The sequence below is a fragment of the Janthinobacterium sp. PLB04 genome, assembly GCF_021165895.1.
Lineage (GTDB): Bacteria > Pseudomonadota > Gammaproteobacteria > Burkholderiales > Burkholderiaceae_D > Janthinobacterium > Janthinobacterium lividum.
The window spans coordinates 3,123,093-3,145,349 of record NZ_CP088968.1 but is presented as its reverse complement, the minus strand read 5'-3'; the positions used below and the strand labels follow the sequence as shown (position 1 = coordinate 3,145,349).

The window sequence follows — 22,257 nt, the reverse complement described above, 5'->3', positions numbered from 1 at the left end:
CATATGGTGCATCAACGCGCCTTGGCGGCAGCCGCCGTTGCCACGACGGCGGGTTTCCACGGCTGCGGTGCGGCCGTGGCGCCCGGCTGCAAGCGTTCCTGGCCTTCGATGACGACGGTTTCGCCAGCCTTCAAGCCGCCGTTGACCACGTACTGGTGGTCGATCACGTCGCCCACGCTGATGGGTTTAAGGCTTGCTTTGTTCGTGCCATCGAGCACCCAGGCCTGCGCCTGGCCGCCGCTGCTGTGCAAGACGGCTTGCTGCGGCAGCAGCACGCCATTTGCCTGCACGGCGCGGGCGATGCGGGCGCGCACGAACATGCCCGGCAGCAGCTGGCGCTGCGGATTGTCGACCAGCACGCGGATGACGGCGTCGCCCGTGCCCGCATCGACGCTGATGCCTGAGAACAGGATGCGGCCCGTGACGGGATGCGGCTGACCATCGGCGCCTAAAATGGTCACGGGCAGCTTGTCCGCGCCGCCGGTGCCCGAGGCTTGCAGCGCGGCCAGCGCGGCGGCCGGCTGGCGCACGTCGACATACACCTTGTCGATCTGCTGGATGCGCGCCATCGGCGTGGCATCGGCCAGGCCCACGAGCGCGCCTTCCGTCACCAGTTCGGAGCCGATGCGCCCGGCAATGGGCGCCTCGATGCTGGCAAAGGCCAGGTCCAGGCGGCGGCGCGCCAGGGCCGCGCGCGCCTGGGCCACGGTGGCCACGGCTTGGTCGCGCTGGGCCACGGCATCGTCATACGCCTGGCGGCTGATGGCGTCCGCTTCCACCAGCGGCTTCAACCTGTCGGCCTGGCTGCTGGCGCGGTTCGCCGTGGCCACCGCATGCTGCAGGGCGGCGGCAGCCGAATCGACGTCCGCCTGGAATGGCGCCGGGTTCAGCTGGAACAGCTTCTGCCCCGCTTTCACTTCAGCGCCCTGCTCGAACTGGCGGCGCAGCACGATGCCGCCCACTTGCGGGCGGATGTCGGCCGTGCGGAAAGCGGCCACCCTGCCCGGCAATTCATCGCTGAGGACGACAGGCGCCGCTTGCAGCTTGAGCACCGTCACGGCGGCGGGCGGCGCGGCGCCTTCTTCCGGCGCGGGTTTGGAACAGGCGGCAAGGCTGAGCAGTGCCGCGGCGATCAACATGTTTTTCTTGGTGAGGTGGCTCGGATGCATGGTCTTTCTCTATGGCAGATCCCAACCGGCGGTCCGGTCGACAGATAACAAGAGCATAGAAGGCCAAGATGGATGTTCCGTCAAAGAAATGTGGAGATTCGATGGAGACGGCGAAGAATGCTAGACTATTTATATGAACTATCATCACAGCGCCAGCCAGCCCTCCTTCCTTGCCACCACGCCGCCTTCCGCCCTCGTCCTGATCGCCGAAGATGAACCGCAAATCGCCCGCATCCTCGCCGGTTACCTGGAGCGCGACGGCTACCGCACGGCCTTCGCGCACGATGGCCAGGAAGCGCTGCAGCAGCACCTGGCACTGGCGCCGGACCTGCTGCTGCTCGACGTGCAAATGCCCCGTGTCGATGGCTGGGGCGTGCTGACGGAAGTACGGCGGCGCGGCGAGACGCCCGTCATCATGCTGACGGCGCGCGACCAGGATGCCGATAAACTGGCTGCCCTGCGCGTGGGCGCCGACGACTACATCATCAAGCCCTTCAATCCGGCCGAAGTGGTGGCCCGCGTGGCGGCCGTGCTGCGCCGCTCGCGCGTGCGCCACCACCCCGTCGGCGGCCAGCGCCTGCGCTGCGGCCCCATCGAGATCGACCAGGAAACCTATGTGGCCAGCGTGCTGCGCGAAGGCGCGCCCGTGCCTTTGAGCCTGACCTTGACGGAGTTCCGCCTGCTGGCCCACCTGGCGCGCACGCCGCGCCGCGTCTGCAGCCGCCTGGAATTGCTGGAGTCGTGCATGCCCGAGAGCAATTCGATGGAACGCACGGTGGACAGCCACGTCAGCAAGCTGCGCAAGAAGCTGGAAGAAGCGGGCGTGATGAACATGCCGGCCAGCCTGCGCGGTGTGGGCTACCGCCTGGAAAGCGACCTCTGATGCGCTTCACAGGCTTGAACCGGCAGATCGTGCTGTCGATGTCCGTGCTGATGGTCATCAGCATCCTCGTCATCTGGATTTTTTCGTGGACGTTTTTCGCCGTCGTCTTCAAGATCGACCCCAACATGCTGTCCGAGCCGGACGACTGGTCGCCGACGACGGTGGAATGGCTATGGATACTGTCGATTACCATCTTTGGCTTGCTGCTGGCCGCGTTCTTCGCCATCAAGCTCGCGTCGCGCATTTTAAAACCGATCAATTCCGTGATGGACAGCGTGCGCCGCGTGGCGCATGGCGACCTGTCCGCGCGCGCCTTCGCCGGCGACCGCACCCTGGGTGAAACGGCCATGCTGGTCGACGATTTCAACAGCATGGCCGAGCGCCTGCAGCGGGCGGCCAAGGAAAGCGAGACGTGGAATGCGGCCATCGCGCACGAGCTGCGCACGCCCGTGACCATCCTGCGCGGCACCCTGCAAGGCGTCGTCGACGGCGTCTTCAAGCCAGAGGAAGTGCCGTTTTCCAGCCTGCTGTCGCAAGTGGAAGACCTGGGCCGCCTGATCGAGGACTTGCGCACCCTGAGCCTGGCCGACAGCGGCCATATGCAGCTGCGCATGGCATGGACGGACCTGACGCTGGAAATCGAGGAGGTGCGCCGCCTGCTGGCGCCGGACATGGAAGCGGCCGGCTTTACGCTGCAACTGCACCTGTCCGACCATCCCGTCTGCTGCGACGCGGCGCGCATCCGGCAAATCGTGCTGGCCCTGCTCGACAACGCGCGCCGCTATGCGCATCCGGGCTTGCTGCGCGTGCGCACCCGCGTGCAGGCGGGCCAGTACTACCTGAGCGTCGAAGATGCAGGCCCCGGCATTGCCGAGGAACTGGCGCCGCACGTGTTCGAAGCATTCCGCCGCGGCGACAGCGACAGGGTCGACCTGAACGCGGGCAGCGGCCTGGGCCTGGCCGTGGTCGAAGCCATCGCGCGCGCGCATGGCGGCAGCGCCGTCTGCACGCGTGGCAAGGCGGGCGGCAGCCTGTTCACCATCAAGTGGCCGGTCGAGCATGCCGCGCCGCCGCACGCCGGCTGACTATATCGCCGGCGCGCGCAGCATGTCGACAAAGGCGCGCAGCACGGGCGGCATCTGCCGCCGGCTCGGGTAGTACAGGAAGTAACGGGGCGGCGGCGGCAGGCAACGTTCCAGCACGCACACCAGGCTTCCCGCCGCGATATCGGCGCGCGCATCGGCTTCGTACACATACGCCAGTCCCGCGCCATCGCGGGCCGCGCGCAGCATCAGTTCATCGTCGTCGAACACCAGCGGCCCGCCGACGGCGATGCTGACACCCTCGCCTGCCTGCTCGAACTCCCACGCATACTGGCGCCCGCTGGGAAAACGCCGGCCGATGCAGGCATGCTCGAGCAAGTCGCGCGGCGTGCTTGGCGCCCCATGCGCCGCCAGGTAAGCGGGCGACGCCACCACCACGAAAGGCTGGGGTGCGCCCACGGGCACGGCGATCATGTCGGCCGCCACCTGCTCGCCGAAGCGGATGCCCGCGTCAAAACCGTCGCGCACGATATCGATCATGCCGTCATCCGTCACCACTTCCACCTGCACGCGCGGATAACGGGCGACGAAGCTGGCCAGCATGGGCGCCAGCAGCAGCCGGGCGGCCGGACGGGGCACGTTCAGGCGCAGCTTGCCTGCGGGTACATCCTGCAAGGCGCTCAAGTCCTGCAAGGCATCATCGATTTCGCGCATGGCCGGCGCCAGCCGCGCCAGCAACTGCTGCCCCGCCTCGGTCGGCGTGACGCTGCGCGTGGTGCGGTTCAGCAGGCGCACGCCCAGGCGCTCTTCCAGCGCCCGCAGCGCATGGCTGAGGGCGGAAGCGGACACGCCCCGTTCAAGGGCCGCCTTGCGAAAGCTGCGCAGGCGGGCGACGGCGGCAAAGGCCGTCAATTCATTGAGGTCAGCCATTATTCATGAGTAAAATTCAGTAATGCATGCAGGATAAGATATCTTATCGCATGCTGTTGCTTCATCCATACTCCTTGCATCTTTTTTTGAAGAGGAGTGAAAAATGGAACACAGAACACTGGGCAACTCCGGCTTGCGCGTCGCGCCCATCGGCCTGGGCTGCATGGGCATGAGCTTTGCCTACGGCGGCGCCGACGAGGCCACCTCGCTGCGCGTGCTGCACCGCGCCGTGGAACTGGGCGTGACCCTGATCGATACGGCGGAAGTCTACGGCCCCTACGCCAACGAGGAACTGGTGGGCCGCGCCTTGAAGCAACTGCGCGGCAAGGTCAGCATCGCCACCAAGTTCGGCTTCAGAATCTTGCCCCACGGCCAGGGCGTGGAACGCATGGCGGGCGTCGACAGCCGCCCCGGACACATCGTCCGGGCCGTGGAAGCGTCGCTGTCCCGGCTGGGCATCGATTGCATCGACTTGCTGTACCAGCACCGCGTGGACCCCGCCGTGCCCATCGAAGACGTCGTCGGCGCCATGGCGGATCTGGTGCGGGCCGGCAAGGTTCGCCACCTGGGGCTGTCGGAAGTGTCGGCAGCCACCCTGCGCCGCGCCCACGCCGTGCATCCGATTGCGGCCGTCCAGTCCGAGTATTCGCTGTGGAGCCGCGATGTGGAAGCCGAGGTGCTGCCCGCTTGCCGCGCGCTCGGTATCGGCTTCGTGCCGTACAGCCCGCTGGGCCGGGGCTTCCTGACGGGCCGGCTCGCATCCGGCGCCGCGCTGGCGCCGGACGACTACCGCCACAGCCTGCCCCGTTTCCAGCCGCAGGCGATGGAAGCCAACGGGAAGCTGGTGGCTGAACTGCAGCGCCTGGCGGCGGCGCGCGGCGCCACGGCGGCCCAGCTGGCCCTGGCCTGGCTGCTGGCCCAAGGCAGCAATATCGTGCCGATACCCGGCGCCCGCAGCCTGGCGCACCTGGAAGAGAATGTGGCAGCCGCGCGTATCACCCTGAACAAAGCCGAGCTGGGCGCCATCGGCGCCGCCATCGCGCCCGCCGCCGTGCAGGGCGCGCGCTACCCGCAGCATGAGCTTGCCATGCTTGGCCTGTAGACAACTGTGCCTGGCTCGGCTATACAAGTTCTTTTGCCCGCCGCACTTGAAATGCCTGAATCCGCTATCATTTCCAATCTGAACTATTCATTATGAAAGGGATTTATATGTCCGCACTGCTCGAAACACTGCAATGGCGCTACGCCACCAAGAAGATGGACCCGACGAAAACGGTGCCGCAAGACAAGGTCGAGCGCATCCTGGAAGCCGTGCGCCTGACGGCCAGCTCCAGCGGACTGCATCCTTATGAAGTCTTCGTCGTGACGAATCCGGCCCTGCGCGAACAGATCAAGCCACATGCATGGAACCAGTCGCAAGTGACGGACGCCTCGCACCTGCTGGTATTCGCCGCCTGGGACAATTACACGGCAGAACGCATCAACGCGCGCTTCGACCTGGTCAACACCGTGCGCGGCTTCAAGAATGAAGGCTGGGAAGCCTACCGCCAGCAAATCCTGGCCACGTATCCGCAGCGCGATGCGGAAACCAACTACCAGCACGCGGCGCGCCAGGCATATATCGGCGTGGGCACGGCGCTGATCGCCGCGGCCCAGGAAAAGGTCGATTCGACGCCGATGGAAGGCTTTGATCCAGCCAAGGTCGATGAAATCCTGAACCTGCGTGAAAAAGGCCTGCGTTCCGTCGTCATGCTGCCGCTCGGCTACCGCGCCGACGCCGGCGACTGGCTGGTGGACTTGAAAAAAGTGCGCCCTGCGCGCGAGCAATTCATCACCGAGCTGGCGTAAGCGCCTCGCCCGTGACTGAAAAGCGGATGCCCTGACCGGCATCCGCTTTTTTTCTTTTCAGGCCGCTTGCGGAAAGCGCACCGTCACCTGCAGGCCCCGTCCCTCGCCCCCCTCGGCCAGCGCGATATCGGCCTGGTGGTGCTCGGCGATATGGCGCACGATGGACAGGCCCAGGCCGCAGCCCCAGGCGTCGTTGCCGTCGGGGCGGAAGAAGCGGTCGAACAGGCGCGCGTGGTGCTGTTGCGGCACACCTGGGCCGTTGTCGGACACGCGCAGCAGGGGCCGGCCCTCTTCCACGGCCGCCTGCAAGTCGACCCTGCCGCCCTGCTGCGTGTAGCGCAAGGCGTTGTCGATCAGGTTATTCAGCAACACTTGCAAGCCATCGGGATCGGCCTGTACCAGCACCCTGGCCGGCAACGTTTCCACCACGCCCAGGTCGATCTCCCGGCTGTCGGCCAGCGCGCTATGGTCGGCTACGGCCGCTTCCAGCAATTGGCCCAGGTCCACCGTGTGCAGCTGGCTGGCCGCCAGCGCCGTTTCGTGGCGCGCCAGGCTGAGCAGCTGACGCACGAGGTGCGTGCTGCGGTCCAGCCGCTCATGCAGCCGCGCCAGCGCCACGCGGCGTTCTTCCTCGCTGGCGGCCCGCTCGGCCACCTGCAGCTGCAGTTTCAGCGCCGTCAGCGGCGAGCGCAATTCATGCGCCGCATCGGCAACAAAGGTGCGCTGCGCCGTCAGCGCCGCTTCGAACTGCCCCATCAGGCTATTCAACGCCAGCGCCACGGGCCGCAGTTCGGGCGGCATGTCGTCGGCCGCCAGCGGCGTGAGCGCGTCCGGCGAACGGCCCGCCACGGATTCGGCCAGCCGGTGCAGCGGCGCCAGCGCCCGCCCCACGACGGCGACGATCAGCAGCGCCAGGATCAGTGCGAATACCAGCAGGGGCGCGCCGGCGCGCATGGTCATCTGCCAGGCCAGCTGGTCGCGCACGGCCTGCGCCTGCGCCACCTGCACGTAGCGGCCGCGCCGCGTTTCGCCGTACAGACGCCAGTCCTCGCCGTGCAGCACGACATCGGCAAAGCCGGCCAGCGCATAGCGCGGCAGTGCCGGCTGGCCCTGCAGGACGGGCAATGGCTGGCCGTCCTCGTCCCAGGCCTGCAGCACGAACGCTTCTTCCGGGTCTTGCGCGGCGGCCAGGCCCGTCTGCGTCTCGAATTCGTCGGGCAAGGCCACGGCCAGCTGGCGCAGCTGCAGATCGGCCAGTTCATTGGTTTCTTCCAGCAGCGAACGGAACAGCGAAATGCCGGCGCCGAGCACGCACAGCAAGGTAGCGGCCAGCAAACCGAGCAGCAATTGGCGGCGGATGGTCAGCAAGATGCCACCCGCATCTTGTAGCCCACGCCGCGCACGGTCTGGATGCAGTCGGCACCGAGCTTCTTGCGCAGCTGGTACACGTACACATCGACGGTATTGCTTTCCACTTCGCAATCCCAGCCATACAGCTTTTCGCTCAGCTGGCGCTTCGACACCACCTTGCCCGGATGGTCGAGCAAGGCGCGCAGCACGGAAAACTCGCGCGGCGGCAGTTTGATCAATTCGCCCTCGAACGTGACCTCGTGGCTGGCCAGGTCGAGGATCAGCGCGCCGTGCTCGATGACGGAGCGCGAACGGCTGACGCGGCGGCGCAGCAGCGCGCGGATGCGCGCCAGCAACTCGTCGAGGTCAAACGGCTTGACCAGGTAATCGTCGGCGCCGCTGTCGAGCCCATCGACGCGGGCCGGCGTACCGTCGCGCGCCGTGATGATCAGCACGGGCAACTCGGCGCCCCGCGCACGCATGGTGCGCAGCACGTCCATGCCCTCCTTGCCGGGCAAGCCCAGGTCCAGCAGCATCAAATCGTAGGCGAAGCCGGCCAGCGCCAGCTCCGCATCGTGGCCATCGCGCACCCAGTCCACGGCATAGCACTCGCCGCGCAAGCCCTCGACCAGGCTTTCCCCGATCATTGGATCGTCTTCCACCAGCAACACGCGCACGCGGGCCTCTCAAGGTCTTGAAAAAGCCACCATCTTACCTTGACTGGCGCCGCGCCGCAGGGACTGCCGCGGTGGCCTTACCTGGACCCGGACCCGCGGAACGGTGGAATATTGCCTTCTTGCGGAAACAGCGCCACGCCTTTCGCAAGCGGTACCGCCGCAGCGAGCGCCTCGCCAGGCTGGGCCGCTTGCGATACCGGCAGAAAAGCCAGCAGGGATAGCGCGCCAACACAGAAAATAGCCTTGATTTTCATATCATTCCTCAAAGGTTGCATAGAAAAATATCGGATCAATACATTATTTTATGTATTGATAAACAGGCAATGCCAATCCAAGATAGCTACATGCTGGCAACAAGTCAATCTCCGTAGTAACTGAATTGCCCGGCCTGGCGCCCGATTTCACGCCAGCGTGACTATGTGCGCATTTGGCGCATTTTTTATGCGGTATATTTTCCTTCCCTCCACGCATCTGGAAAGGCCCGCCATGTCCACCCCCACTTTGGATACCGTCATCGTCAAGGCGGCGATTTATCCGCCCATCGGCATTGCACGCGTGGGCAACAGCCCCAGCGAGTACTTTCTGGGACCGGAAGTGCCGGAACCGGCGGCGCGGCCGGCCGGTTATTACCGCGATGCGTCCGGAGCCATCAAGCGCCAGGCGGCCAGCTTTCGCATCTACGGCCTGAACGCGGCCGGCGTGGCGGTGGCCGAATTGAACGCCAGCAATGCCGACATCGAATGGTCCGTCACCCTGGCCAACACGAAGGCGGCGTGGTACCAGTTCCAGATCGCGCTCGATATTCCCGAGGCGAATGTCACCCAGCCCTCGTTCCTGCGCAACATGGCCGTCACCGACCGCGCGCAACTGTCCATCACGCCGGGCGAGCGCAAGATCAGCGGCAGCGACAGCCAGGGCGTGGCCTTCGACAGCGGCCGCTTCATGGGCACGCCCGTCTACCTGGGCGAATTGCGCACGGATGCCATGGGACGGCTGATCGTGCTGGGCGGCCATGGCAAGTCGGCCTCGTGGAATGGTGCGCGCGCCATCACCTTCGCCAACAACGAAGGCTGGCATGACGACACGGCCGACGGCCCCGTCTGCGCCAAGGTCCACTACCAGGGCCATGCCTTGCCCGTCGATATGGCCTGGGTGGTCGTCGCGCCGCCCGACTATGCGCCGCAGCAAAAGTCGGTGCGCACCATGTGGGACTTGATGCGCGACTTGTTTGTTTCCGAAGGCAAAATTGCCGCGCCTGCCGTTCCCTCGTTCCAGGACGATATCCGCCCCATTTTCGAGCGCCTGTCCAATCTGCAATGGGTGAATGCCGGCTTTGCGGCCGCCTTTGGCTGGGACGGCAGCACGCCGTTCAGCCGCGACGAATGGATGGCGCGCCTGGCCAGCCCGTCCGAAAACCGCAAGGAGTGGCGCAACGTCATCTATAACCAGTTCCGCCAGTTCGAGCGCGACGCCTGGGCGCCATCGCCGTGGCCGTGGCTGTATGGCGATGCGATGGCCATCCCGCCGGCAGACACGCCGCGCCAGAACTGCGCGCTGAGCAATTTGCAGTTGCGCTTCCTCAAGCAATGGGCCGACGGCAAGTTCACGGACGACTACGCGCCCGGCAAAACGCCGCCGCAAAGCCTGGCCGACGTGGAACTGGCGCAGCAACCGGACACCCTGCTGCGCGCGGCCATGGAATTCTGCCTGGCCGACGCATTCCACCCCGGCTGCGAAATGACCTGGCCCATGCGCCAGGCCAGCATGTACAGCGCACCGTTCCGCCTGGCGCACCGTCCGCCCGGCTGGGTGGAGCCCGATTACGGCGCCGTCTTGACACCGGACAATATCAGCAGCCCCTGCTCGGCGCAGATCGCCGGCGGCGTGACGCGCTGGATGGCCGTGCCATGGCAGACTGATACGGCCAGCTGCCGCTCCGGCTACCAGTCCGACTACGATCCCTACGTGCCCACGTTCTGGCCCGCGCGCGTGCCCAACCAGGTGATGAGCAAGCTCGCCTACGACACGGTGATGAACCGCGAAGTTCCCGTCGACGACCGCCTGGCCGCCTTCGCCCGGCGCGCCGCGTGGATACGTCCGCTGGGCAACATCAGCTATGAAGAGCAGATCAACAACATGATCGCCGACCTGGCGCAAGTGGGCGTGGTGGAAGTACGCCCCGGCCCCACGGACGTGACGGGCTTCCCTGCCTTCCTGCAGGTGGAAAACCTGCCGCAACCGATAGCCGACAAGCACCAGTTGCGCGCCGCGGCGGGCATACCGGACGAGTTCGTCGACGTCGACCTGGAAGGCACGGAAAAAGCACGCCATCTGCAACGGCACCGCTTGTGACCCTGCTGCAGGCCGACGTGCTCATCGTTGGCGCCGGTCCGGCCGGCGCCACGGCCGCGCTGAACCTGGCGGGGCGGCACCGGATCTTGCTGGTCGAGCGCCTGGCCGCGCCGCTGGCGCGCATCGGCGAATCGCTGCCGCCTGCCGCCGCGCGCCTGTTGCAGGACATGGGCTTGCTTGACGCCTTCCTGCGCCAGGGCCATGCGCCCTACCACGGCAACCGCGCCTGGTGGAACGGCGCCTGGACGGAACACCACTTCCTCAGCGATCCCGACGGGCACGGCTGGCACCTGGCGCGCAGCACCTTCGACCTGTGGCTGCGCGACGAGGCGCGCCGGCGCGGCGCCGCCCTGCTGGCCTCGGCCAAGATCGCGGGCATCACTCCGGATGACGGCGGCTGGAAAGTACGCCTGGTAACGCAGCACGGCCCCTGCGACGCGGCGGCGCGCATCATCATCGACGCCACGGGACGCAACGCCCGGCTGGCCCGCAGAATCGGGGCGCGGCGCCAGCGCGGCGACCGGCTGGTATCAGTATGGCAATACGGGCAGGATCGCACGCCCTCCGCGCGGGGCTTTGCCCACATCGAGGCGTGCGAAGACGGCTGGTGGTACAGCGCGCCCCTGCCCGGCCAGCGCCGCGTGCTGGCCTTGCATACGGATGCGGACTTGCTCGACACCAACATCTTGCGCGATGCCGGCTGGCTGGAAGCGGCGGCGCGCCGCATGCCCGCCACACGGGAATTGCTGGAGCAGCAAGGCTACACGGCCGAGACACTCGCCATGGCCACGCCCGCGCATACGGCGACCCTGGACACCGGTGCCGGCCCAGGCTGGTTCGCCGTCGGCGACGCCGCGCTGAGCTTCGATCCGCTGTCATCGCAAGGCATCTTCAATGCCCTGTACACGGGCCTGGCCGCGGCCGAGGCCGCCGACCGCACTCTGCACGGCGACGTGAATGCCTATCATAAATACAATGGGGAACTGACAGCCATCGGCGCGGCGTACGAACGCCACCTGGCGTTCTGCTACGGCCAGGAAACGCGCTGGCCGTCAGCGCCGTTCTGGCGCCGGCGCAGGCCGGCCATGCAGGCAAGCTGAGCCTGACGCAGTTATAGTTCGAGCAAGATTGCGCGCTATTACGGCCGCATCGCCAGCACCCCGATGACCAGCGCGCGCATGCCCAGGTCGAACTCGGCCTCGATGAGCGCATCGTCCTCTGCTTCCCAGGCGTCGCCGGCCGACGCATACACGGTGTCGGCCAGGGCCACGCAGTGAAACGCCACGGTCGACAGCAGCCAGCGGGCGCGCTCCAGCGGCAGCTGGTAGCCGTGCGCCACCTGCGCCTGGTGGGCCTCGATGCGCGCCAGCATGGTAGGCGGCGTCGCTTTCCGGCGCAGCAGATAGGGCGCCAGGCCGGGATGCAATTTGACCAGCTGGCGCAGCGAAGCGCTGAAACGCAGCAGGTAGTGCTCCAGGCCATCCTCCCCGGGCGTGGGCAATTGCCAGCGCGCAAAAATCTCCGCGGCCACCAGCAGCTTGAGTGCGGCCAGGTGTGCGACGTGCTTGTACAGCGCCACGTGGCTGACGCCCAGCAAGGCGGCCACGCCCGTAAAGGTCATGGCGGGCAAGCCCATGGCGATGCCGGCGTCGGCAATGCGCGCGCGCGTGATGCTGGGGGGACGCCCGGGGCGCGGTGTATCGGGGGCGATAGTCTTCATTATTTTCCGTGGCGGCAGCTGCGTTGTCGTTTTTCAGCAATTAGTTTAGCATGATGAAACTAATTACCCAAGATACAGGAGTACTTACCATGGCAACACCCCCAGAACCGCAAACAGGCGGCCCCTTGCGCAATGCCGAGCATGACCGCAGCCTGCATGCAGTCACGGCCAGCGTCGCCGCCATCGCGCGCCCCGTTCCCAGCGTGCTGCGCGTCACGGCCAGCCTGGCCAGCTCGGGCGACGATCCGCACTGGGCGCTGCCCAACGTGGCCTTCCGCATCCATCTCGACGGCGCCGTCGATGGCGGCGCCTCGCGCATCTACACCGTGCGCAGCTATGACGCGGCGGCGTCAGCCTTTACCTTCGATATCGTGCTGCATGAACATGCCAGCCCCATGATGCGCTGGGGCGACAGCCTGCGCGTGGGCGACGTCTTTCGCCTGACGGGGCCGCGCCCGCAGTTCACCGTTCCAGGCGGCGGCGAACGCAAGCTCGCCCTCTTCCTCGACGAGACGGGCATACCCGCCTTGTATGCCATGTTGCAGCAATGGCCCGCCAACGCGAGCGGCATCGGCTGGGTAGTGACCGATGATGAAGCGGCGTTCCAGGAATTGCCCAAGGTGCCGGGCCTGGCATTGCAGCGCCTCGGCACGGCCCACGTGGCGCCGGACGGGCCGCTGGCCGCCCAGGCCAGGGCGTTACAAGATCCGCACGGTTACGCGATATGGGGCGCCGGCGAACGCGATGAAATGCGCGCCATCCGCCAGCACTTCCGCATCGATGCAGGCCTGGACAAGGAACAGGTGCTGGTGGCCGGTTACTGGAAACGGGGCGTCAGCAATACCGATATCGACCTGCGCCGCAAGCACAGCTTCGAGCATCTGATCGCCAATGGCGGCACCCTGGCCGACTTCGACGACCTGGCCGTCGAAGTGTAGGCAGCGCCAGCGCCGGGACGCCTTACTTGGCGCCGAAGTCGAAGTTCCACAGGCCCTGGTTCCGGCTCAGCGTGACGTCCACTTCGGTGGCCGTGACCGGCGCTACATACTGCGTCATGTCCGAGAAATTTTGCACGACGTAAGTCTGGCCCACCATGGGCGGCGTGGCCACCATGAAATAAAAGTTGGGCAGGTACTCGAAGCTTACCGTCATGTTCGTATCGACATAAGGCATGGTCACGACCGGTTTGTCATTGACGTACCAGTTGCTGTCGAACTGAATGTAGGGGGTGGTCTGGTTGATCACGCCGCACTGCTGCGGCGTCAACTTCATTTGCGCCAGCGAAGTCGAGGCAGGCTGCAGCAGCGGCGACAAGCCGTTCGGACGCACGGCCGATAGCAACTGGCCCGGAAAAATGCTCTTGCGGCCCGAGATGAGCTTGTTGTCGTTGACGCCATAGTAGCTCACGTCAGTGGAAATCTGTGCCTCGTAGCCGAACGATTCGGTGGCACCGGCCGAGCCCGTCAACACCTGCCAGGCGTGGATCTGGTAATTGCGCTGCGGGTTCTGCGGTTTCAAGAAGACCAGCACGGTCTTGCCTTGCAGCTCGTCCGCTGACACGTTGAAGTTGACGTTGAATTGAATAGCCATCATTTGCCCCTTTGGATCTGCCCGGACTCAGGAAAGACAGCGCCGGAAGCCGAGTCCGTGATTTCTTCTGGCGATGGTCATCACGGCAAACATGTGCCGTGCTGGTCGGCAGGTAATGTCCGCTATGCAACAGGCCCTGGCTGATGCAGGGCCTGTGCGGGGTATTACCGGACGATTACTGCGCCAGGTAGCGTTCCGAACGGGGACCGTACAGCAAGCCATTCGGCACGCCGGCCGACAGCATGCGCGCATTTGCCGTGCCAGCCAGCGGATGGCTGGCATCGGTGCTGGTGTTGATGATCTGCTTGACGGCCGCCGTCACCAGCATGCCGACCAGGCCGCCGCCACCGCTGTTGTTGCCTTCGTTGCTCGATGCGCTGGCCGCGCCCTGCCACAGCAAGGCGCCCGTCTTCAGGTCGACCAGCTTGGCATCGACCGACACCACCGTCACGCTGTCGATCACGGCGTACGTCGTGCCGTACTTGGAAATCGTCACGTACAGGCCCGCATCGGCGCCAAAGATCTCGTTGAGCTTTTTCGCATCGACGCCGTGGATATCGGCAGCATTCGTCAAGCCATTCTGCTTGAAGGTCTCACCGACCACGGCCACCGGCAGCACGTAGTAGCCCGCTTCGGCCAGCGGATAGGTCACTTGCGCGTAGACGCTGTTGCCGGCATTAACTTCCGGCGAGTTGTTCAGCGGTGGCAAGACCACGATGGAGCGGGGCTTGGCCGCCTTGAAGGCGGTGTAATCATACGCGGCCTGCTTGGTGGCGCAACCGACCATGAAGATGGCAGGGCCCAGGCACAGGGCCATTTTCAACATGCGCGACATCATAATTTCTCGCCTTTTTTCAATTTACCCAACAGGAAGTCCATGTACGGCGTCGATTCCGGAAACAGTTTTTTCTCGTCTTCGAACTGCGCTTCGACCTGTTCCGGCTTGCCCGCGATCGAGTACAGCATGCCCAGGTGGGCATGGAAACCCGGCGGCGCGTGGTTGCCCTTCGCACCGATCACTTGCAAGTCTTTTTCCATGGCGGCGATCTGCTGTTCAGGGCTTTCACCCTTCAGGTATTCGTACACTTGCGGCTCGTAGCCTTCCCATTGGTACAGGGTCTTCGATTGCGTGGCGCAACCGGTCAGGGCGGCACAGGCGAGCAGCGCCAGCAGGGCTGCGCCCTTGTCCATCATTGTTTTCATGGGATACCTTATTGTTTGCGCATTGCGCCCGCTTCGACACCAGCCACCAGGCGCTCGACCGCTTCGCGCATGGCCAGGTCCAGCACCTTGCCGTTGAGGGTGGCGTCATAGCTGGCGGTGCCGCCAAAACCCAGCACTTCGCGGTTCGACAGGCTGTATTCGCCGGCGCCGGCGGCCGAAAACACGACTTCAGACGTAGCGATATTGACGACGTTCAAGGTGACCTTGGCATAGGCCACTTGCGTCTTGCCGCGGCCCATGATGCCGAACAATTGCTTATCGCCAACTTCCTTGCGGCCGAATTCGGTCACGTCGCCCGTGACGACGAAATCGGCGCCCTTGATATTCTGGCCCTGCTTCTTGAACTCGGCTTCCTGCTTGAGTTCCGCCATGTTGTCGCGGTCGAGCACATTGAAACGGTTGGACGTTTGCAGGTGCGCAATCAGGATTGTTTTCGACTGGCTGCCCAGGCGGTCGACGCCATCGGAAAAGATGCCGCGCATGAAGTTCGAGCGGTTGTCGAACTTGCCGACAGCGATCAGGGTGCGTGGACCAACGTAGGGACGGGCTGCACTGGCAACCGTGGGGACTGCCACGGCTTGCGAGGTTTCGGAAGCGCAGCCAGCCAAGGCCGCGCCAATCAGCGCTGCAATCAACAACGCGCCGGGTTTATTCTTATTCATAGTGCCCTTATGATATGGAGGATCAGGAGCAACCTGCGAAATTGATTTTAGGCAAGTTAATTTCCTAATTGCAATTATATGGTATTGCATGTCTCACAATTCTATCCAAAAGTAACAATAACAAGATTGCATTATTGCCAGTGCTGTTCAGGCGGCGCCTGCTTGACTTATCAGGGCCGATTCATTAACTTGGCAGTAAAAAACAGCCTGCGGTGAGCGCCGTATGCCACTGCCGCCACAGACCTTGCCCGCCGACCTGCCCCATCCCGGCGCCAACTCCACGCTTTTCATCTAGACGGGTCTCCAGGCCATGCCGACACACGATCATTCCCCGGCCCATCCGCTGGCCACGGCGCTGGCGCTCTCGCTGGGCGCGGCCGTCGCCCTGGGCCTGTCGCGCTTTTCCTATGGCTTGCTGCTGCCGCCCATGCGTGCCGACCTGGGCTGGTCCTACCTGCTGGCCGGGGCCATGAACACCTTCAATGCACTCGGCTATTTTCTCGGCGCACTGGCCACGCCGGCCCTCATGCGCCGCCTGGGCGTGTGGCGCCTGCTGATCATCGGTTCCATGCTGGCCAGCATCTTCATGCTGATGTCGGGCCTCGTCAGCGACACCACCACCCTGTTCCTGCAGCGCGTGTGCGCGGGCGTGGCCAGCGCCTTCATGTTCATCGCCGGCGGCGTGCTGGCGGCGCGGCTCGGTTCCATGCACAGCCAGCGCGCCGGCTTCTACATCGGCCTGTACTATGGCGGCACGGGCTTTGGCATTGCCTTGTCTGCCCTGCTGGTGCCGGCCGCGTTGGCGTCCGCCCAGGAACACGGCGCCGCGCATGCGTGGCAATGGCCCTGGCTGGCACTGGGCATCGCCTGCCTGCTCGCCACCGCCATCATGGCCTTGCCGGCCAAGGCGATCGGCGAAGCGCCGCGCGCCCTCGACACGCCGCGACGCTTCGCATGGCGCGACTTTACCCCCAGCCTGGCTGGCTACTTCATGTTCGGCGTCGGCTACATCGGCTACATGACCTTTGTCATCGCGCTGCTCAAGCAGCAAGGCATGCCGCCCACCCTGGTCACCGTGTTCTACACTTTATTGGGCCTGGCGGTGGTGGCGTCGTCGCGCATCTGGGCGCGCATGCTGGACCGCTACAGGGGCGGCGAATCGCTGGCGATATTGAATGGCGTGCTGGGCGTGGTGACCATCCTGCCCGCGCTGACGAGCTTCATACCCGTCGTGTTCCTCTCCGGCCTGGTCTTCGGCGCCGTATTTCTGTCGGTGGTAGCGTCGACCACGGCCCTGGTGCGGCATAACCTGCCGCAGCAATCCTGGACGGCCGGCATCAGCGCCTACACGACGGTCTTTGCGCTGGGGCAGATCGTCGGCCCCATCGTCGTCGGCTGGATCGCCGACGGCCCGGCCGGACTGGAACGGGGCTTGATCGCCTCGGCCATCGCCATCTTCATCGGCGCGGCGCTGGCCTCGCGGCAAAAGGCGCTGGCGCCGGCCGCATAGTAGACTACAGGCATAGCCCCCCCCTCGAGGAAAGAACACGATGAACACCGATGCACGAAAAATCCCCGCAACGATGGATGCCGAAACGCTGGAATTCATCCAGGGCCTGTTTGCCCTGGTACGCGAAGGCGATACGCAGCAACTGGGCGCCATGGTGGCCCAAGGCGTGCCAGTCAACTTCCGCAACGAAAAAGGCGACAGCCTGATCATGCTGGCCAGCTACCATGGCTACCTGGAAACATCGCGCCTGCTGCTCGAAGCGGGCGCCGACGCCAACGTCCCCAACGACCAGGGCCAGACGCCGCTGGCCGGCGTGGCCTATAAAGGCTACCTGGACATCGCCGCGCTGCTGCTACAGCACGGCGCCAGGGTGGACGGCGCCAGCCCGGACGGCAAGACCCCGTTGATGATGGCAGCCATGTTCAACCGCCTGCCCATCCTCGACCTGCTGCTGCAGCACGGCGCCCGCATCGATGCCGTGGACAGCCGCGGCATGACTGCCGTCTCGCTGGCCAAGAGCATGAACGCGCAAGAGACCCTGGCACGGCTGGTCAGCCTGGGGCAAGCGGAATAAAACAGGGGCACTGCCTGCCGGTAGTCGCGCGACAGCATCGCAGGGGATGGCGCGCGATTACGACCGCCAGAGCATCGAGCTCTAAGTACCTGCCACCATCCTTGTCTAGAAAATGAAGATGCTTCATTTCTACCCCGGAGAGGAACGGCTCATCAGGAACATCAATGGGTTCTTACATTTTACTTATCTAATTTAAAGATAGTACACGCCCATCGGCAAAGCGGGCTTTCCTGACTTTCTTGATTTTCTCGTACTTTTAAAAAGATCAATTTTTTCCGGCTCAGCGATCCCAAGTGCCCTCCCTACTCTATCCATTTCTTTCGAAAAATCCATAAAATCTGACCAACTCAATCCCACTGTTGCAAATAAAATAACCGGCGCTGTTATAGTCGCAGTAATCAGCATCAACCATAATGGAATATTCCCAAAAAAACCCATTCCAAGAGTAACGATGTATAATCCTATGCAAAAATACCCACTACATATTAATAGATGATATTTTTTTGCGGTAGTGCCACGTTCAGAATGTGGCTGCATCCATATCTTGTTTTCCTTTACATCAATGACTGCGACAGCGATGAAGTCATTGCCTTTTTGATAACCGACAAGCTGAACCTCGTCCCCGGCGCTAAAACCAACTTCCCAAAAACTCCCGCTAACCCACTTGCCGCCCACGCTCATGCTGAAGACGGCGACAGGATCTCCGTCACTTGTGGCCGCCTGTGCGCTGTGAACAGCGCCTGATTCACCCGTGGCAGCCTGCACGATCGAGGTCAAACCGGACATTCGTTTGAACGATTCGGCACTCTTCAAATAATTCACATGCATGTCGGAAGTTCTTAAATCCTCGACAACACCGCTGACCAACTTATAGGAGAATTCATGCATATGATTTTCTCGATCGCTGAACTGGCAATATCTTTACAGCAATGCCATCAATTTCGGGGAGGAAGCCACTCAGATCCAACTTGAAAAGTAACGGAAATGTATCGAGGAAATTATCAAGCAGATTGAATTTTGTATTTCGATATGTGTTTTTTCAAGGCCAATTCACAACTATATCCAATAAAACCATAGCTATGATCCTTGAATAAAGTAGCGCCAGCGCGCATATCAAAGTCACTTGGCCTTGGAAAGCCATGGGCAGTGAAAATCTTCGTCGCATAGATCGAATAATCACGCATAGTTCTGAAGCTCCAATACTCAAAAGGAAAACAAAAAATCAACGGCATCAGGAATATTATGCTGAACATCGTAATTAAATTCTCATTTTTCTCCAACGATACATCGACAGATAAAAAAAACATAAGAGAAAGAATTATCCAAACAGCCAAAGTCATGTTCCTTGCAAATTTCATGCAACTCCAGAAAAAAGCACGCTCTCCGCAATAAGCATTCAATGGCATCATAAAAAAGCTGTCATCAATGCGGATCAAACTGTGTACGTACAGCACGTCATTTCTCTGTGTGACCACCAATTTTACGACATCGCCATCCTTGATTTTATCGGCATCTCTAAAAACACCACATACTACTTTCCCGTTGACCAGTCCGGCAAAATTATACATATCTTCACCATCGTAAAAACTCAGCATGGCTGCGTTTGCCAATGCCCCTGGCATGCCATTGATGACGGCGGCAACGCCGCCAGCCAGATTTTTTTCCGCAAGGCTGCTTTCGATTTTACTAAGTAAATTCACATTTGTTGCAGCCATATGAAATTCTGTGAGTTTTCCTTCCACAGTAAAAAAAACCTCTTCGGAAGAAGCATTTTCAGCACCCTTTTTTTTCATCATGTGCTTCCTAAAAATTATGATTGAACCGTTTTGAATGCCTTCTGCAATTCCATTAATTCTTTCTCAACAGAATCAAACGGCTTTTCACTGAATAATCCTCTTCTCTTTCTGAAACTGCATGCTTGAAACCAATTTTCCAGATCATCGTCCATGATCCATACCCGATATCCTACTTCGACAACAGTTACTCCTACACCAATAAGATTGAACCTAGCCAGCCTTATTAATAAAAGAGTTCTTCCATCTGCCACTTTTTTTGCAACTGCAGCAGTTCCAACAAAAAATTTTGCCATACTTAATGAAAAACTCGAATTTCTCGCCAGTAGCGAGCCCGCCAATCGAGACATTAAAGGAGCAGAATAAGAAAAGGCAGCGACCAAACCCGCAATCGCATTATATACACCGAGACCAGCCCGACCAGCATAGATCCCCACCAGCATTCTATTGGTTCTTTCTTTCTTAATTTCCTCATAAGCCGAAAGGACATCTAACCAAACTATAATTGCACCAGAAAGAGCCCCAAGAAACCCGGCAGCCATTTTAAAACCACCACGAATAATATCTGCACCTTTATTTATTCCCGAAATCTTGTTGTAAGGAGAAATTTCCCTGATAGATTTTGTCACAGAATAAACCAAATCAAAAGACATACTACTCAATGACAATATTGAAGCTGCCACCTCAGCTTTCAGCCTGGGAGAATCGAAGAAATGAGGCAATTTGGTTGCCAGGGAAAGGCTTTCAATTGACATTAAAAGAACACCGATACGAGCATGGCGAAAATTATTGGTCTCGGGCCTTTTACCCACGTCCAGTTCGTCCAGTGCAATCTTTACCTTGTTTTTTACCTTTGCCTGCTCATCCTCTATCAGTTTTCCTATGCTCCCTTCCACTTTTGCCGCATCTGCCTGAGCAATTTTTGTGGCTTCTGCTCGCGCAGTCCGCTCAGCTTTATTTTCTATGCTTTGCTCTAATTTATTTTTTTTATTTTCCGTCTTCAGCGTTTCAGCGTACTTCTTTGATTTTTCTCTTAATTCCTCAATATTTTTTTGTTTCAGAGGAAGCATCAACTCATCAAACCTTATTTTTTCAGCAAGATCCGTCAATTTAGAATACAGCAATATACCGACGACACTGGAAATTGCCTTGTCCAGCTTCCCGCTTTTAGTGAACATTGCTTGAGTCCACTCCGAGATTTTGGCAAATGCCATCCCCTCCGCAGTTCGATGGTATTTTGACAAATTCACTATTGCCTTTTTCGTGCTGGCCTCTGGATCCTTGTTGTGAATTTTAAGGACTCCGCCATCGCGCAACCATTCATCCCATGCGGAATCAATTTTCTTAAAGGAATCAATCAGGCCCTTACCGGCTTTTAACCATGGTGCCGCCTGTACTTTTGAAATATCGCCTGCAGCATCGACTTGTTCTTTAGCATCTTTAAAAGCCTTTTCTGCAAGATCATACAAAGATTTATGATTGTAAAAATTTGACCGCATGTACAAATTTTTTCTTTCAATTGAATTGACATCCATCCAATTTTTAAGAACAGGTGCATTTTCCTTACCTGCAAACATGCCGAACACACACCGGGAAAATTCAAAAGTAAAGCAAAATCCGCTACTGATATTTTCCTCGTCATAACTATCAAATGCGTCAACCAGTTCCGTGGACATCACCCACTTGACATGGTCGGCAGTTCTCTTCCTCGATCTTGCCTCAGCTTCTTTCGACAGTTTCTCCAGCGTCTTCCGCAGCAAATCAATTTCAGAGAGGGAAATGAGCGACTCATATTTCTTTTCAAATTTTTCGCGCGCATCCTGCTCACTGGTCGCAAGAATCTGCTCGCGCCGTTTCTCTCTCGCCTCAAAAGTTTTCTTTATTCTCTCTTCAATTATTTCAGCTTCTTTTACCCGATTTAATTTCCTGAGCATTTCGGCGTTATTTTTATTAATATCCGGAAGCGCCCTCGAGTCCATGTCATCGAGATTTTTCTTTCTGATTTCCACGCCGTATTTGATGACACAGTCCTTGACATCATCAATGCCAACCATGACGTCCATCTTCCGGCGATTGCTGACTTTTTCCTTGTCCACCTGCTCAAAAAAATCCTCAAGCGGTTGCAGTGCTGCATTACGAAAATCGTTTAACTCCTGCGTGATGCCGATTGGGTCAAACAGAGCAAACGCTGCCGCCTTGGTCGCCACCATTTTCTCTTCCAGCTTCCCGATCCGACCGCCCGGCGTCGCCAAAGGAAGATTGGCTGTGCCTTCATAAGCATCGCAACTTGCCATGTAGAGCTGCTGCATGAGAATTTTCCCCAGGGGGCTCTTGCCGGCATTCTGATACTGCCGGGCGAGCACGGCCTCGGGGACGTATTTGCCAAGCTCTTCAGGCTTCAGGCTGTGCGGCTGTTCGGTACTGCCCGCCGCCCATTCCTTTGGCAGAAAAACCTGCATTTGTCCTTTTTTAACGCTGGCCTCGGCATTGGCCGCATACGCGTCCAGCCGCTCTCTCGTCATGGCAGTTGGCGTGAACAACAGATAAATTTTTTCGACAAACTCGATCTTGTCGATCGCGATCAGGCTGGCGTTGATGCCGCAGGTGGTGCGGTCGCAAGAAAAATTCACGGCCGCCGATGGTGGCGAATCGACGGGAAATTTGGACAGGAAGGCGTCGTCGTCGGCAAAATAGCCTTCCCAATACAGCAATCCCGACCGCTTGATCAACACGTACAGGAAACCGGCGCGCAGCAGGCGCGGCGCATAGCTGGCGTTTTCCAGCGTGATGTGCTTGACCTTGTCGCCCAGCTTGCCGGGCAGCGCGGGCACGCTGCCGGCCGCACCCTCGCCCACCACTGCCGCATAACGCAAGGGCAAAATGAACAAGCCGTTTTTATCGCAAAATTTACAGTCTTTCATCGCTCTTCCTG

At 60.9% G+C, this 22,257-nt stretch carries 22 protein-coding genes; 9 read left to right on the top strand and 13 right to left on the bottom strand.

What is annotated here, in order from left to right; translation table 11 throughout:
* Positions 1 to 11: 11 nt before the first annotated feature.
* Positions 12 to 1,169, bottom strand: coding sequence for an efflux RND transporter periplasmic adaptor subunit (locus tag LSO07_RS13975; protein ID WP_151094800.1), 1,158 nt, complete (start codon positions 1,167 to 1,169; stop codon positions 12 to 14).
* A gap of 133 nt (positions 1,170 to 1,302) precedes the next feature.
* Here LSO07_RS13975 and LSO07_RS13970 point away from each other — a divergent pair, with 133 nt between their 5' ends.
* Both LSO07_RS13970 and LSO07_RS13965 read left to right on the top strand, forming a co-directional pair.
* A complete protein-coding gene (locus LSO07_RS13970) occupies positions 1,303 to 2,052 on the top strand; it encodes a response regulator (protein ID WP_099387532.1) in 750 nt (249 codons plus the stop codon).
* The gene (locus tag LSO07_RS13965; RefSeq protein ID WP_151094798.1) at positions 2,052 to 3,137 is read left to right on the top strand and encodes an ATP-binding protein; all 1,086 of its coding nucleotides are present in this window, start codon (positions 2,052 to 2,054) and stop codon (positions 3,135 to 3,137) included. Before LSO07_RS13970 ends, LSO07_RS13965 begins: the two co-directional genes overlap by 1 nt.
* Here LSO07_RS13965 and LSO07_RS13960 read toward each other — a convergent pair whose 3' ends face one another.
* Positions 3,138 to 4,025 (bottom strand): LysR family transcriptional regulator, encoded by an 888-nt coding sequence (locus LSO07_RS13960; RefSeq protein ID WP_151094796.1) that lies wholly within the window; start codon positions 4,023 to 4,025, stop codon positions 3,138 to 3,140.
* Between the two features lie 103 nt (positions 4,026 to 4,128).
* On the opposite strand from LSO07_RS13960, the gene LSO07_RS13955 reads away from it, so the two are divergent.
* A complete protein-coding gene (locus LSO07_RS13955; RefSeq protein WP_151094794.1) occupies positions 4,129 to 5,127 on the top strand; it encodes an aldo/keto reductase in 999 nt (332 codons plus the stop codon).
* Between the two features lie 107 nt (positions 5,128 to 5,234).
* The gene (locus tag LSO07_RS13950; RefSeq protein WP_034788098.1) at positions 5,235 to 5,873 is read left to right on the top strand and encodes an NAD(P)H-dependent oxidoreductase; all 639 of its coding nucleotides are present in this window, start codon (positions 5,235 to 5,237) and stop codon (positions 5,871 to 5,873) included.
* Between the two features lie 57 nt (positions 5,874 to 5,930).
* On the opposite strand, the gene LSO07_RS13945 is transcribed toward LSO07_RS13950, so the two are convergent.
* The 3 genes from LSO07_RS13945 to LSO07_RS13935 form a co-directional block, all read right to left on the bottom strand.
* Positions 5,931 to 7,241: an ATP-binding protein gene (locus LSO07_RS13945; RefSeq protein WP_034788095.1), complete on the bottom strand. Its 1,311-nt coding sequence runs from the start codon at positions 7,239 to 7,241 to the stop codon at positions 5,931 to 5,933.
* Complete coding sequence (locus LSO07_RS13940) at positions 7,235 to 7,900, bottom strand: response regulator transcription factor (RefSeq protein ID WP_034788094.1); 666 nt, start codon at positions 7,898 to 7,900, stop codon at positions 7,235 to 7,237. The genes LSO07_RS13945 and LSO07_RS13940 overlap by 7 nt, the downstream gene beginning before the upstream one ends.
* A 77-nt stretch (positions 7,901 to 7,977) precedes the next feature.
* The gene (locus LSO07_RS13935) at positions 7,978 to 8,154 is read right to left on the bottom strand and encodes a hypothetical protein (RefSeq protein WP_161789630.1); all 177 of its coding nucleotides are present in this window, start codon (positions 8,152 to 8,154) and stop codon (positions 7,978 to 7,980) included.
* Positions 8,155 to 8,386: 232 nt separating this feature from the next.
* Here LSO07_RS13935 and LSO07_RS13930 point away from each other — a divergent pair, with 232 nt between their 5' ends.
* Together LSO07_RS13930 and LSO07_RS13925 are read left to right on the top strand one after the other, a co-directional pair.
* Positions 8,387 to 10,252: a LodA/GoxA family CTQ-dependent oxidase gene (locus LSO07_RS13930; RefSeq protein ID WP_151094792.1), complete on the top strand. Its 1,866-nt coding sequence runs from the start codon at positions 8,387 to 8,389 to the stop codon at positions 10,250 to 10,252.
* On the top strand, positions 10,249 to 11,352 hold the full coding sequence (locus LSO07_RS13925; protein WP_151094790.1) for a tryptophan 7-halogenase: 1,104 nt from the start codon (positions 10,249 to 10,251) through the stop codon (positions 11,350 to 11,352). The genes LSO07_RS13930 and LSO07_RS13925 overlap by 4 nt, the downstream gene beginning before the upstream one ends.
* 38 nt (positions 11,353 to 11,390) lie before the next feature.
* Here LSO07_RS13925 and LSO07_RS13920 read toward each other — a convergent pair whose 3' ends face one another.
* Positions 11,391 to 11,972 (bottom strand): TetR/AcrR family transcriptional regulator, encoded by a 582-nt coding sequence (locus LSO07_RS13920; protein ID WP_151094788.1) that lies wholly within the window; start codon positions 11,970 to 11,972, stop codon positions 11,391 to 11,393.
* A gap of 89 nt (positions 11,973 to 12,061) precedes the next feature.
* On the opposite strand from LSO07_RS13920, the gene LSO07_RS13915 reads away from it, so the two are divergent.
* Positions 12,062 to 12,910, top strand: coding sequence for a siderophore-interacting protein (locus LSO07_RS13915; protein ID WP_151094786.1), 849 nt, complete (start codon positions 12,062 to 12,064; stop codon positions 12,908 to 12,910).
* Positions 12,911 to 12,932: 22 nt separating this feature from the next.
* Here the strand turns inward: LSO07_RS13915 and LSO07_RS13910 are convergent, their stop codons facing one another.
* The 4 genes from LSO07_RS13910 to LSO07_RS13895 form a co-directional block, all read right to left on the bottom strand.
* A complete protein-coding gene (locus tag LSO07_RS13910; RefSeq protein ID WP_225317298.1) occupies positions 12,933 to 13,565 on the bottom strand; it encodes a hypothetical protein in 633 nt (210 codons plus the stop codon).
* A 172-nt stretch (positions 13,566 to 13,737) separates the two neighbouring features.
* Complete coding sequence (locus LSO07_RS13905) at positions 13,738 to 14,400, bottom strand: DUF799 domain-containing protein (protein ID WP_034788080.1); 663 nt, start codon at positions 14,398 to 14,400, stop codon at positions 13,738 to 13,740.
* On the bottom strand, positions 14,397 to 14,765 hold the full coding sequence (locus LSO07_RS13900) for a DUF4810 domain-containing protein (RefSeq protein ID WP_225317297.1): 369 nt from the start codon (positions 14,763 to 14,765) through the stop codon (positions 14,397 to 14,399). The genes LSO07_RS13905 and LSO07_RS13900 overlap by 4 nt, the downstream gene beginning before the upstream one ends.
* An 8-nt stretch (positions 14,766 to 14,773) precedes the next feature.
* Positions 14,774 to 15,448, bottom strand: coding sequence for a CsgG/HfaB family protein (locus tag LSO07_RS13895; protein WP_034788077.1), 675 nt, complete (start codon positions 15,446 to 15,448; stop codon positions 14,774 to 14,776).
* Between the two features lie 310 nt (positions 15,449 to 15,758).
* Here LSO07_RS13895 and LSO07_RS13890 point away from each other — a divergent pair, with 310 nt between their 5' ends.
* Both LSO07_RS13890 and LSO07_RS13885 read left to right on the top strand, forming a co-directional pair.
* A complete protein-coding gene (locus LSO07_RS13890) occupies positions 15,759 to 16,958 on the top strand; it encodes a YbfB/YjiJ family MFS transporter (protein WP_151094784.1) in 1,200 nt (399 codons plus the stop codon).
* Positions 16,959 to 16,998: 40 nt separating this feature from the next.
* Positions 16,999 to 17,532 carry an ankyrin repeat domain-containing protein gene (locus LSO07_RS13885; RefSeq protein ID WP_151094782.1) on the top strand — a complete coding sequence of 178 codons (534 nt, stop codon included), beginning with the start codon at positions 16,999 to 17,001 and terminating at the stop codon, positions 17,530 to 17,532.
* Between the two features lie 192 nt (positions 17,533 to 17,724).
* Here LSO07_RS13885 and LSO07_RS13880 read toward each other — a convergent pair whose 3' ends face one another.
* The 3 genes from LSO07_RS13880 to LSO07_RS13870 all read right to left on the bottom strand — a co-directional run bounded on the left by LSO07_RS13880 (position 17,725) and on the right by LSO07_RS13870 (position 22,246).
* Entirely contained in the window at positions 17,725 to 18,420 is a 696-nt protein-coding gene (locus tag LSO07_RS13880; RefSeq protein WP_151094780.1) for a putative type VI secretion system effector, read from the bottom strand.
* 113 nt (positions 18,421 to 18,533) lie between these two features.
* The gene (locus LSO07_RS13875) at positions 18,534 to 19,328 is read right to left on the bottom strand and encodes a hypothetical protein (protein WP_151094778.1); all 795 of its coding nucleotides are present in this window, start codon (positions 19,326 to 19,328) and stop codon (positions 18,534 to 18,536) included.
* Between the two features lie 14 nt (positions 19,329 to 19,342).
* Positions 19,343 to 22,246, bottom strand: coding sequence for a T6SS effector BTH_I2691 family protein (locus LSO07_RS13870; protein WP_151094776.1), 2,904 nt, complete (start codon positions 22,244 to 22,246; stop codon positions 19,343 to 19,345).
* Positions 22,247 to 22,257 lie beyond the last annotated feature (11 nt).